The sequence below is a fragment of the Sphingosinicella ginsenosidimutans genome (genome assembly GCF_007995055.1).
GTDB classification, from domain to species: domain Bacteria; phylum Pseudomonadota; class Alphaproteobacteria; order Sphingomonadales; family Sphingomonadaceae; genus Allosphingosinicella; species Allosphingosinicella ginsenosidimutans.
Map to the genome: position 1 here is coordinate 816248 of NZ_VOQQ01000001.1, position 12134 is coordinate 828381.

The following is a 12134-nucleotide window of genomic DNA, read 5'->3' on the forward strand; positions in this document are numbered from 1 at the left end:
GAAAGCGCCGCCGCTTAAGCCAGGGGTGTGGCGGCGGCGATGCCTACTGGCCTCCGTGCATTGATGCCTGGCGTTCGGTGTCCGAAAGGACATGATCGTGATTGGTGTCGGCCGCATCGAATTGCGCCATCAAACTCGTCACGACCTCGTCGCGCGACGCTTTGCCGTCATGATCGGTGTCAAGCTGGGTCAGCACAGCGGAATTGGAGGGGCCGAATTCGTCCGCCGTTAGGAAGCCATCGTGGTTTGTATCATGCGAACGGAATTGCGCACGCGCCTGCGCCTCTGCCGCTGATCGGGTCAGGCCCGTGGGATTCGAGTGATTTGGTCCCTGCGTAATTTCAGGATGACTGGCATACCCACCCTGAGGATAAGACTGTGTAGAAGCAATAAAGCTCGCTACGGCCGCAATCAACATGGTATTCATGCAAACTCTCCTGAAGTTCGCTCCCGAGGGCATGCGCCTTCTTGAATATTCTCGTCCGCGGGCGCGATTTAGTACAATCGTCCTGTTGCCCATTCGGCACCCAGTCGAGATTGGAGGATGCGACGATGCCGCTACGGATTCAAGCGAAATCAGATCGTGCACGACCGCGATGGAGCGGCAACGCGCGATGACCTCCGCCAAATGATAGGGGGGTAGAGCTAGTTGCCCTGCGGCTGCTCGGGCTGCGGCTGGGCCGGCGGCTGATCCATGCGGGCCATCGCCGCCTCGCGCTCGGCCTCGGTCAGCGTGCCGTCATGATCGGTGTCGGCGGCATCGAAATGCGACAAGGCGACCGTCGAGACCTCTTCGAGCGAAAGCTTGCCGTCATGATCGGTGTCGAGCCGCTCCAGCGCCTCGTCGGCGTCGTCGCCAAGTTCCTGGCGGTCGATGAAATTGTCATGATTGGCGTCATGCGCCGCGAATTGTTCCTGAATGCGCTGCTGGATCGCGGCACGAGTCATCGGCGCATCGCCGCCGGCCTGCGCGAAAGCGGGCGCGGCGGCGAGGGCGGCAAGCGCCGCGCCGGCAATGAGATAAGCCTTCATCGGATCGTCTCCTAAACCGGGCGCGAAGCAGTGCGCCACCCGCCGGCCGCGCCCCATGCGTCGACGCGCACGATCAGGCAAGCGGAATCTTCGGTGGCGACGACGAACCGAAAATGGCGGGCGCCGTCACGCCCGCCATTCCCCCTTCGGCCCTCTCCGGGCTCTCTTGTCTCAGTCGTCGAGATCGCGGCCGTCACGCATCCGCCGCGCCGCTTCGCGCATTTCGCGGGCGCCGTCACGCATGCCGCGGGCGCCCTCCTCGAGCCCGTCCGCGGCCTCGAGCAGATCCTGGTCGGTGACGGAATCGCCACGCTGGCGGGCCCGCTCGATCGCCTGGGCGCGCCACGCCGGATCGCGCATCTGCGCCGCCTGCTGTTCCATGCGGCGAGCGCCGGCTTCCATGCTGTCGGCGCCGCGCATCATCCCCGTCCCGCTGCTGGCCATGGCCAGCCGGACGGACTGCATCGCCTGCGCCTGGATCGCGGGCAGCTGGGCCTCCACGGCCGCGGCCTGACGCGCCGCGGCCTCGATCTGCGCGCGCGGGACCCGGTTATTGCGCGCCTGCGCGATCGAGGCGTGGATCCGGGCCCGGTCCGCGGCGGAAAGACGGGTCTGGACCCGCGCCGCGCGGACCGCGCGATCGATCTCATGAGGATCGACCGATGCAAGGGCGCTGCGGACGATCGCATCGACATCGGGGATCTCGATAGCCTGGCCGGCGACGACGACCCTCGACGCATGGGGCGCGTGCGGCGCATGGGGCGCGCGCGGCGCAGCGGCAGCCTGGGGCGCCGCGGGTGCATCCGGCGCCTCCGGCGCGACATCGGCCTCGGGCGCGGCCGGCGCTTCCGGCGCTGGCGGCGCCGCGGCGACGAGCTGCATCGCGGCGACGGGCGTCGCAAGGCCGATGCAGGCGAGCACCGCGACCGCCGTCCAGACCGAATCCTGCGGCCGATCCGAACGATCGAGGATGGCGCGGATCCGGCGCGCGAGGGCGCGGGCGGACGGCGCGATGTTGTTCGCCGGCACCAGCGCATTGATCTGCGCGAGGCCGAGCAGCGTCTCTGCATAGCGCGTCGGCTCGACCCGCTCGGCGGCTTCGCGATCGGCGGCCTCCTCGGCCTGCTGGACGACTTCACGTTCCAGCATCCACACCAGCGGATTGAACCAGAAGAGCGTGGCCGCGACCCGCGAGAGCATCAGCGCCGGCCAGTCGCACCGTGCGATATGCGCGACCTCATGCGCCAGGATCGCCTCGGCATCCTCGGCATCGGCCAGGGTATCGGGATCGATCAGGATCACCGGGCGCCGCCAGCCCCAGCTCAATGGCGAGCGGATGCCGTCGGCGGCGAGCAGCCGGATCGAGTCCGGATTCGGCGCGGTCCAGCGCACCCGATCCAGCGCCGCGACCCAGGCGGCATCGGTAACCGGCCTTGCCGCGCGCGTCCAGCGGCGAAGCGTGACCAGCCCCGCCAGCAGCCGCGCACCGACCATCGCCAATCCGCCCAGATAGGCGAGGATCACAAGCGGGGTTGGATCATCCCAGATGGTCGGCGCGGGCGCCGGGGAAGAGGCGGGCGCGCTCGCGAGCAACGCCGCGATCTGCGCGTCGCTGAGGTGCGGAAGCGTCGGGCCGGGCACCGGGGCGGGCGCGCTGAACGCGACGACCTGCAGCGCCGGCAGGAACAGCGCGATGAGCGGCAAGGCGAGCAGCATCGCGACGCCGATGCGGAGCACCAGCGCGCGATCCGCGGCCGCCCGCGAACGCAGCGCGAAGGCGAAGGCCAGGGCGGCGCCGGCGATCAGCGCCGATTTCCACGCCATGGCGACAAAGAAACCCATGTCCATCACGCCCGCTCCCTTGCTTCGTCGATCGCGCGCTTCAATGCGGCGGCTTCATCCGGCGACAGGCTTCGCGTCAGGCCCAGCAAAGCGGTCGCCGCGCTTGCCGCCGAACCATCGAAAAAGGTCCGCACCATCTGCTTCAATGCGGAATCGCGCACCTTCGAGACCTGTGGCACGCTCTTGTAGATATAGGTCTGGTCGACGCTGCGGTGGCTCACCAGCCCGCGCGCCTCGAGCCGCGCGAGCAGGGTGCGGACCGCCGAATAGCTCGGCGGATCGGCCATCGCGGCGCGCACTTCGGCGGCCGACGCCTCGCCGGCGCAGAGGATTTCGAAGATTTCGCGCTCTCGGCGCGGCAGAGAATCGATCATGGCTTTTCCTTGCTACATTTGTAGCATGCCACATCTGTAGCAGGATGCAAGCTCGTTTCGTCGCCGGCCTGTCTCATTTCGGCGTCCCAAGCTGAAGCGCCGATGAACCCCGGCGTCCGATTGGCCCTTGCGCCGGGGCCGGGAGGCGCTTCAATGGGCCGATTTCACCAGGGAGCCGACATGATCCGCATCGCCGTACCGCTGCTCGTCGCCGCCCTGGCCGCCGCCGCTCCGGCGCAGCCGCCAGCGCCCCAGGCGAGCGAGATCGCGATCGGGCCCGAGGGGCATCAGCTGCGCGGCACGCTGCTGACCGCTCCCGCGCCGGCGGCGAACGCCCGGCCGGTGCTCATCCTTGCCGGGTCCGGCCCGACCGATCGCGACGGCAACAGTCCGATGGGCATCCGCGCGGCCCCCTATCGCCTGGTCGCGGAAGCGCTTGCCCAGCGCGGCATCACCAGCCTTCGCGTCGACAAGCGCGGCATCGCCGCCAGCGCGGCCGCCGCCCCGCGCGAGGAGGATCTGCGAATCCGGACTTATGCCGACGATGCCCGCGCCTGGGCGCGCGAGCTCAAGGCGCGGACCGGCGCGCGCTGCGTGTGGATGCTCGGCCATAGCGAGGGCGCACTCCACGCGCTGATGGCGGCGCAGGACAATCCGGACATATGCGGGCTCGTCCTCGTCTCGCCCGCCGGGCGCCGCTTCGGCGACATCATCCGCGCCCAGCTCACCGCCAATCCCAACGCGGCCGGCATCAGGCCGGAGGCCTTCCGGATCCTCGCGGAGCTCGAGGCCGGCCGCACCGTCCCGGAGGCTGGGATGAACCCGGAGCTCCTGCCGCTCTTCCGCGCCAGCGTGCAGCCTTATGTGATCTCGATGCTCGCGGTCGATCCGCCGGCGCTGGCGCGAAGCTTCGCCGGCCCGATCGAGATCGTCCAGGGCACCACCGATCTCCAGACCAGCGTCGCCGACGCCCAGGCGATCCAGTCGGCGCGGCCCGGCATCACGCTCCGCCTGATCGACGGGATGAACCATGTCCTCAAGGTCGCGACCAGCGACCGGCAGGAGAATTTCGGCACCTATGCCAATCCCGATCTGCCGCTCGCCCCCGGCGTGGTCGATGCCATCGCCGGGTTCATGTTGAGCCGCTGACCTCCGCTCCTCCCGCGAGGAGCGGCGGTGGTCAGCGCGCCGGCTTGCGGAAGCGATAGACGACGCGGTCGGTATGGCCGCGGATGGCGGGGTCGAACACGCCTTTCGTGTGATCGTCCTGCGGGTTCCTGAGGATGTTCGATTCGCCCTCGAACACGAAGCCCGCCCGCTCGAAATCGGCGCGGATCGTCGCCGGATCGATCCGGTGCAGCGCCTGCACCACCGCGCGCGTGTCGCCGCCCGGGTTGGCCACGTGATCGACCACCGCGAACGTCCCGCCCGGCTTCAGCGCCTGGAACACCGCGGCGAGGAACGGGGCCGGCTCCATCCGGAAATGCGCGCGCTCCGACGTGTAATAGGTGTCGTGATAATTGAGGTGGATCATCGCGAAATCGAAGCTGTCGGCGGGCAGCGAGATTGCGTCCGGCGCGCTGTCGATCGCGGTGAAATTCGGGCTGCGCTGGTGGACGGCGGCGAGCGTCTGGCGATCCTCGTCGCCGACGAATGGCGTCGGATTCCACGCCGTGACCGCGCCCTGCGGCCCGACCGCGCGCGCCATGATCTCACCATAATAGCCGCCGCCGGTGAACAGATCGAGCGCATGATCGCCGCGCTTCAGCCCTTCGAAGGCCAGCACCTCGGCCGGCATCCGCCCGGCATCGAGCGCGACCGCATCGGCGGGCCGGCCAGGCGCGGCGACGGCGGCGGCGACATCGGCTTCGGACAGGGCCTGCGCCGACGCCTGGGGCGCGACGGCGACGGACAGGGCAAGGGCAAAGAGCGCGCGCTTCAGCATGGCATCCCCCGGTTCGTGAGGTGAACGAGCGACGCGAGCCCTACCACGTCCCCGCCGCGCCCGCCCCGCCTTTCGATCAAACCGCCCGGCGCATCGACCAACGATCGCGGCCCCTCCGTTTCGGAACGAACGGCGACCGCATCGGACCGGACTCCAGCTTGCGTCGCCGGTCGCAATTGGGCCCGATCGCGCGGGGGCCGGGATGACCAATCGACTCTATTATGCCGACAATCTGGTCGCGCTGCGCGAGCATGTCGCCGATGCGAGCGTCGACCTCGTCTATCTCGATCCGCCGTTCAATTCGAACGCCAATTACAACATCCTCTTCCGTTCCCCCGCCGGCCACGCGGCGCAGAGCCAGATCGAGGCGTTCGAGGATACGTGGCATTGGAACGACGCGGCGGAGGATGCTTTCGAGCAGGTGATGCGCTCGGGCCAGACCCGCGCCTTCGATCTGCTGCGCGCGATGCGGACCTTCCTCGGCGAGAACGACATGATGGCCTATCTCTCGATGATGGCGATCCGCCTGATCGAGCTCCATCGCGTTCTCAAGCCGACAGGGAGCCTCTACCTCCACTGCGATCCCACCGCCTCGCACTATCTCAAGATGCTACTGGATGGGGTATTCGGCGCCGATCGCTTCCTCAGCGAGATCGTCTGGAAGCGCACGAGTTCGCACAACAGCGCCCGGCGCTGGGGGCCGATCCACGACACGATCCTTGCCTACACGCGCGGGCCGAACTTCTGCTGGAACCGGCTCTTCACACCCTACGATGCCGATTATGTCCGGCGTTTCTACCGTCACGCAGATGCGGCCGGTCGCCTTTATCGCCTGAGCGATCTCACCGCGAGCGGCCTGCGCGGCGGCGAGAGCGGCCTTCCATGGGGCGGCTTCGATCCGAGCGCACACGGACGGCACTGGGCGATCCCGTCGGTCGTAAAGCAGGAATTCCCAACACACGAAGGATTGCGGACGCACGATTGGCTCACGCTGTTCGCGGACGGTGGGCTTATCGAAATGGCGGGGGACGGCGGCTGGCCGCACGTCCGCAGATTTCTCGACCGAATGCCGGGCCAGCCGCTTCAGGACATCATCGACGACATTCCCCCACTCACGCAGCGCCACGCCGAGCGGCTCGGCTACCCGACCCAGAAACCGCTCGCCTTGCTCGAGCGGATCATCGCCGCTTCTTCGAACGACGGAGATGTCGTGCTCGATCCCTTCTGCGGCTGCGGCACCGCGATCCTTGCCGCCGAAAAGCTCGGCCGACGCTGGATCGGCATCGACGTCACCCATCTCGCCATTTCGCTGATCGAGCGGCGGATGAAGGATGCCTTCCCCGGGACCCACTTCAGCGTCGAGGGCACGCCCAAGGATCTCGCCTCCGCGCTCGATCTCGCCGCCCGCGACAAATATCAATTCCAGTGGTGGGCCGTTTCGATGGTCGAAGGTGTCCCGGTCGACGGCAAGAAGAAGGGCGCCGACGGCGGCATCGACGGGGTCATCTATTTCAAGCCCGACGGCAAGCGGACCGAAAAGGCGCTGATCTCGGTCAAGGGCGGCGCCCATGTCGGGGTCCAGATGATCCGCGATCTCCACAGCGCGATGGAGCGCGAGAAGGCGCCGATCGGAATCTTCGTCACCGCCGCCCTCCCGACCGGCCCGATGCTTCGCGAGGCGGCGGCGGTCGGTCGCTTCACCGACGAATTCGGGCGCGGATTCGCGCGCCTCCAGATCCTGACGCTCGCCGAGCTGTTTCGCGGCAAGAGGCCCGAAATCCCGTTCGTCGATCCGCTCGCCGCCATCCGCCGCGCCCGCCGGGAGGAGAGCGCCAGGCAGGGCGAGCTGCTCTGATCGCAGGCCCCGCCCGCAGGCCCCGCGCCGTCCGGCGGCGGCCTTAGCGAGCGGCGCCGTTCACGATCCGGTCGACGGCCCCGCTGGTCACGCTGTGATAGGATTCGCGGGTGCGGGCGTAGATGCGCCGGGCGATCGGCTGGCCCCATTCGCCCTGGCCCATCAGCGCGCGGAACAGCGGCACGACGAACTTCGCCCGCCCCTGCCCGGCGAGGAACCGCTCGGCAGCCGGGACGGCCGGATCGTAGCGATTGGCGAGCGCGAGCTTCAGCCAGGCGAAGAGCGTCTCGCTGTTCGTGCTGTCGGACAGGTGAAAGGCCTCGTCCATCGCCGCGAGCCGCGCCGCATCCATCTGGCGCGGCAGGTTCTGGAGGAAGCGCACGCGTTCGGCCCAGTTCCAGTCCGCGTAGGGCACCGCCGAAACCGGCCCGCCGGCCGCGATCGCGCGGGTCGCCGCGTCGACCGCCGCGAAGGCCTGCGGATCGGGATGCGCCGCATTGTCGGGAAGCCCGGGCGCGAACACCCAGCGATCGAGCTGCAGCCGCCGGTCGAGCTCGGTATCGCCACGGATCAGGTTCGCGCGCAGATCCGACAGGAAACGCTGCGAGGTCATCGGCCGGAAGGCATGGCGATCGAAATAGCCGCGCAGATAGGCATCGAAGGCCGGCCGGCCGACGGTGCGCTCGATCGTCCGCAGGAAGGTCGCGCCCTTGTCGTAGGTGATGCCGCTGCCCGCGCCGCCTTCTTCGGGCGCGTGGAGCGCGGTGCCCGGCGCGTCCATCCCGGCCTCGGCAAGCCCCGCCTGCATCTCGTCCCACGACAGCGCCTCTTCCTCGGCCGCGCGCTTGTGGCCGTAGAGCGCCTCCATGATCCGGTTTTCGATATAGGAGGTGACGCCTTCGTTCAGCCAGCCGTCCGGCCACACGGCATTGGTGACGAGATTGCCCGACCAGCTGTGCGCGAGTTCGTGCGCCATCACGCCGACCAGGCTCTTGTCGCCGGCGATGATCGTCGGCGTGAGGAATGTGAGCGTCGGATTTTCCATGCCGCCGAACGGGAAGCTCGGCGGCAGCACGATCATGTCGTAACGGCCCCAGCGATAGGGCCCGTAAAGCCGCTCCGCCGCGTCGACCATCCGCTCGGCGGCGTCGAGCTCGCGCGCATCGGCATCGACCGTTTCCGGCTCGCTCCACACGCCCGTACGCGGGCCAAGCTCGCGAAAGGCGAGATTCCCGGCCGCGATCGCGATCAGATAGGGCGCGACCGGATGGGTCATGCGGAAGCGATAGGCGCGCCGCCCGGCCCCCGCCGGCTCGCCCTCCGGCGTCAGCCGCTCGCCCGACATCACGACCTTCAGCGGCTCCGGCGCGGTGATCCGCGCTTCCCAGGTCTGGCGGATGCCCGGGCTGTCCTGGGTCGGGATCCATGACCGGTTGAGGATCGCCTCGCCCTGGCTGAACAGATAGGGATAATGGCCGCCGGCGGTCTGATCGGGCCGAAGCCATTGCAGCGACACCGCGTCGGCGCCGGTATGATAATGAATCACGATCCGGCGCGCGTCGCCGATCTGCACGGTGAGCGGCCGGCCGCGCCGCGCATCGTCCTCGCCGAATGCGAAGGCAAGGGCGTGGCCCTGCGGATCGGTGATCGATTCGACCTCATAGCCGTTCGAATCGAGCACGATCTCGTGCGCGCCGGGCGCCGCCTGGATGTCGAGCGTCGCCGTGCCGGACACGCGCTTCGCATCGAAATCGAGCGCGAGATCGAGCGCGACATGGGTGACGCGCGCCACCTGCGGCCGGGCGAAGGTGGAATTGTCGAGCGCGTCCGCGCCGGTCAGGATCGGCGCCACCTCATCCGCCCGCGCCGCCGCCGGGATCGTCATTGCGTACGAGGCGGCAAGGGCGAGAGCGAGAGCGAGAGCGGCAGTCGGGCGCATGTGGGGGCATCCTTTGGTGGAAGATGCCCCCGACTAGAGGAGGAGAGCGCCCGCTGTCGAGAGCGGGCCCGGCTCAATTCGGCCGCCGACGCTCCTGCGCCTCCTGGCTGTTGGCCGGCGCGGCATGGCGGGCGTGGCCCTGAGGCTGCGGCTGCTGCCGTTGCGGCCGCGCCGCCTGCTGGCGGGCCTGGGCCGCGCGCTGCCGCGCCTGGGCCTGAGCCTGCTCCGCATGCTGGCGGGCCTGAGCCTGGGCGGCACGCTGGCGCGCCTGGGCCTGCTCGGCGCGCTGGCGTGCCTGCCGCTGCTGGGCCTCGCGCTGCTGGGCCTGACGCTGGGCCTCGCGCTGCTGCGCCTGCCGCTGCTGGGCCTCGCGCTGGTGCGCCTGACGCTGTTGGGCCTCGCGCTGGTGCGCCTGCCGCTGCTGGGCCTCGCGCTGCTGGGCCTGACGCTGGGCCTCGCGCTGGTGTGCCTGCCGCTGTTGGGCCTCGCGCTGCTGCGCTTGTCTTTGTTCAGCCTGGCGTTGCTGAGCCTCACGCTGCTGAGCCTGGCGTTGCTGCGCCTCACGCTGCGCGTCCCGCTGCTGCGCCTGGCGCTGTTGCTGAGCATCGCGCTGACGGGCATCGCGCTGACGCTCGGCCTGCTGCCGGGCATCATGGTCCCGCGCCTGCTGGCCGCGGCGCGCGCGCTCGTCGGCCTGACGGCGCTGCGCCTCCGCGCGGCGCTGGGCCGAGGCCCGACGCGCCGCATCCTCGCGCTCGGCGAGCGCGCGGGCCGCCCGCGAGCTGTTCGGCTCGTAAAGGCGCGGCGGCGCCCCGCGGAAGCTGTTCTGGCGCCATTGCTGGAACCGCTGCGCCGCCTCCGCGCGGGCGCGGCGCTCCTCGTTCCGGCGGGCCTGTTCGGCCGCATCCGCGCGCTGCCGCGCCTGCGCCGCCTGCCATTCGACCTGCCTCGCGCGGGCACGATCCCAATCCCGCCGCGCGTCGGCCACCCGACGCTGCTGGCGCGCCCAGCGTGACGCCTCGATCGCGTGGCGATTGTCGCGGGCCGAGGCCGCGCGCAGGGCGCGGGCCCGCGCATAATAACGCGAGGCCACCGCGGCCCGGCGCCGTGCCGCATCGCCGGAGATATAGCGGCCGCCTGAATCGTAGACGGCGATCAGCCGCCCGCCTTCATAGCCGTAGCTGTAGCCGGGATCGCGGACCAGGAATGGCGCGTCGGCATCGGGCGCGTAATAATAATAGCGATAACCGTCGTCGATCGGCTCGGCATAGACGCGATAATCGTCCGCCGTCTGCCAGCCATAGGGCGCGACGCCGTCATAATCGAAGACATAATCGGGCGGCGCATCGCCGATCGTCTCAAGGAGCGTGTCCGCGCGGGCGATCGGGGCATAGCCGGCGGCCGTCGCCGGCGCCGCCTGATAGGCGATCGGCGCCGCCGCCGGCAGCGCATCCGCGCCGGGCGCGACCGCGTCCGCGGTTTCGTTCTCCAGAGGCGGCAGGGCCGCGCCCTCGGCCAGGGCCTGGTTGTCCAGCCCGGCGCCATTGTCCTGCGGCTGCTGGCAGGCCGTGAGCGCCAGCAGGCCGAGCGCCGTGGTGAGCTTCAGGGTGAATATCATGCGCATGAGCAAATTCCTTCGAGCGATCAACGCCATCGGACCAAGAGTGTTGCAAATGGAATGAACAGGCCCTGCGCGCATCGTTCATCTTGGGGAATAAAAAGCTGAACGGGTTCGAACCCACGACGATCCGCACGGCGGAACGCTTTCGCGCGCGGCTCGTCTTGCGGCAGGTTCGATGCGACTGGAAGGATTGTGATGACCCGATGGCCGAACCTGCTGCCGCCGCTCCTGCCGCTTGCGATCGCCGCCTGCGGGCCCGCCGCCACGCACGGCAACCTGGCTGCGGCGCCGGCGACCGACAGCGTTCCCCGGCCGGCGGCGCCTCCCGTCGATGCGCCGCCGCGGCCGCCCGCGGCCTCCGATCCCGGCGAGGGCAAGGCAAGCGCGGCCGCTGCCGTCGAGGTCGTGCGCCTCTATTATCGCGCCCTTGCCGCGCGTGACTATGCGACCGCTTATGCGCAATGGAGGGACGAAGGCCGGGCGAGCGGCAAGAGCCAGGCCGCTTTCGCCGCCGGCTTCGCCCACACCCGGTCGACGCGCGTGACGCCCGGCGCCCCCGTCGATCCGGAGGGCGCCGCCGGGTCCTCCTACGTTTCGGTCCCGGTCACCGTCGAGGCCGAGCTCGACGACGGGACGGTGCAGCATTTCGCGGGCGCCTATCTGATGCGGCGCGTCAACGATGTCCCCGGCGCGACGCCGGAGGAGCTGCGCTGGCACATCCAGTCGGCGAGCCTGCACCGCACGCGCTGACCCTCAGGGTTCGAGATAGTCGGCGCATTCCGGCAGTGGCGCGTCGGCGATATAGCCCTCGGCCGCCGCGTCGAACCTGAAGACGCGGCGAAAGGAACAGGCGGGATCGCGCCACCAGGCGAGATCGCGCGCCCTCAGCGGCGGCGCAGTCGTGGAATCGGAATCGAGGGTCCGGCGCCCGGGATAGGTCCGCGCGTTCGTCGTCAGGATGAAGCGGGGCGGGCCGCTCGTCGTGTCGGGATCGAGCGCCAGCGTCGCCGAGAATTCATACTGATCCGCGCAGGCGTCGCGGCGTGCGCGCCGGTCGCGATCGCCGAAGCAGGCCCGGATGTCCTTGCTCGCGGCGATCGGCACCTCCAGCATCGGTGCCGGATCGCCCGAGGGTTCGACGCGGACGAGCTGCATCGTCGTCGCCGACGCGCCGCCGCCCGAATAGCCCGCGCTGCGCCGCCACTCGATTCCGATCAGCAGCGCGCCATCCGCCTGCTCCACCGCATGGTCGCGGATCGCGAAATCGCTCGCGTCCTCGTCCGCCGGCTGGTCGAGCGTGCGGGTGGGAGCGGCGCCGGGGCCGGTCACCTCCAGCGTCCAGCCGCCATTGTCGCCGCCGGCGCGCAGCCGCGCGCACCAACGCCGGTCGGGCGTGCAATGGCGCGCATCGGCGCCAGCTTCCCCCACCGCCGCGAAGGAGACGAGATGGTTTCCCGCCCGGTCCGCCTCGACGGCGGGCGCCGCCGGAACCAGCATCGCCGCAAGCCACCACATCGCCCGTCTCC

11 protein-coding genes are annotated in these 12134 nt (G+C 69.8%); 3 read left to right on the forward strand and 8 right to left on the reverse strand.

Annotation, left to right across the window (positions count from 1 at the left end):
• Window positions 1-43: 43 nt before the first annotated feature.
• The 4 genes from FRZ32_RS04025 to FRZ32_RS04040 form a co-directional block, all read right to left on the reverse strand.
• Entirely contained in the window at window positions 44-427 is a 384-nt protein-coding gene (locus FRZ32_RS04025) for an EF-hand domain-containing protein (protein ID WP_158635823.1), read from the reverse strand.
• 218 nt (window positions 428-645) lie between these two features.
• A complete protein-coding gene (locus FRZ32_RS04030; protein WP_147042295.1) occupies window positions 646-1032 on the reverse strand; it encodes an EF-hand domain-containing protein in 387 nt (128 codons plus the stop codon).
• A 171-nt stretch (window positions 1033-1203) separates the two neighbouring features.
• On the reverse strand, window positions 1204-2880 hold the full coding sequence (locus FRZ32_RS04035) for a M56 family metallopeptidase (protein ID WP_147042296.1): 1677 nt from the start codon (window positions 2878-2880) through the stop codon (window positions 1204-1206).
• Entirely contained in the window at window positions 2880-3248 is a 369-nt protein-coding gene (locus tag FRZ32_RS04040) for a BlaI/MecI/CopY family transcriptional regulator (protein ID WP_147042297.1), read from the reverse strand. Before FRZ32_RS04040 ends, FRZ32_RS04035 begins: the two co-directional genes overlap by 1 nt.
• Window positions 3249-3428: 180 nt before the next feature.
• On the opposite strand from FRZ32_RS04040, the gene FRZ32_RS04045 reads away from it, so the two are divergent.
• Window positions 3429-4397 carry an alpha/beta hydrolase gene (locus FRZ32_RS04045; protein WP_147042298.1) on the forward strand — a complete coding sequence of 323 codons (969 nt, stop codon included), beginning with the start codon at window positions 3429-3431 and terminating at the stop codon, window positions 4395-4397.
• Between the two features lie 31 nt (window positions 4398-4428).
• On the opposite strand, the gene FRZ32_RS04050 is transcribed toward FRZ32_RS04045, so the two are convergent.
• Window positions 4429-5193 (reverse strand): class I SAM-dependent methyltransferase, encoded by a 765-nt coding sequence (locus FRZ32_RS04050; RefSeq protein WP_243445184.1) that lies wholly within the window; start codon window positions 5191-5193, stop codon window positions 4429-4431.
• A 202-nt stretch (window positions 5194-5395) separates the two neighbouring features.
• Between FRZ32_RS04050 and FRZ32_RS04055 the strand changes: the two genes are divergently transcribed.
• A complete protein-coding gene (locus FRZ32_RS04055; RefSeq protein WP_147042299.1) occupies window positions 5396-7048 on the forward strand; it encodes a DNA methyltransferase in 1653 nt (550 codons plus the stop codon).
• A 43-nt stretch (window positions 7049-7091) separates the two neighbouring features.
• On the opposite strand, the gene FRZ32_RS04060 is transcribed toward FRZ32_RS04055, so the two are convergent.
• Window positions 7092-8987, reverse strand: coding sequence for a M1 family metallopeptidase (locus tag FRZ32_RS04060; protein ID WP_147042300.1), 1896 nt, complete (start codon window positions 8985-8987; stop codon window positions 7092-7094).
• Between the two features lie 73 nt (window positions 8988-9060).
• The gene (locus FRZ32_RS04065; protein WP_147042301.1) at window positions 9061-10611 is read right to left on the reverse strand and encodes a hypothetical protein; all 1551 of its coding nucleotides are present in this window, start codon (window positions 10609-10611) and stop codon (window positions 9061-9063) included.
• A 192-nt stretch (window positions 10612-10803) separates the two neighbouring features.
• On the opposite strand from FRZ32_RS04065, the gene FRZ32_RS04070 reads away from it, so the two are divergent.
• Window positions 10804-11358, forward strand: coding sequence for a hypothetical protein (locus FRZ32_RS04070; RefSeq protein ID WP_147042302.1), 555 nt, complete (start codon window positions 10804-10806; stop codon window positions 11356-11358).
• A 3-nt stretch (window positions 11359-11361) separates the two neighbouring features.
• Here the strand turns inward: FRZ32_RS04070 and FRZ32_RS04075 are convergent, their stop codons facing one another.
• Window positions 11362-12123 carry a hypothetical protein gene (locus FRZ32_RS04075; protein WP_147042303.1) on the reverse strand — a complete coding sequence of 254 codons (762 nt, stop codon included), beginning with the start codon at window positions 12121-12123 and terminating at the stop codon, window positions 11362-11364.
• Window positions 12124-12134 lie beyond the last annotated feature (11 nt).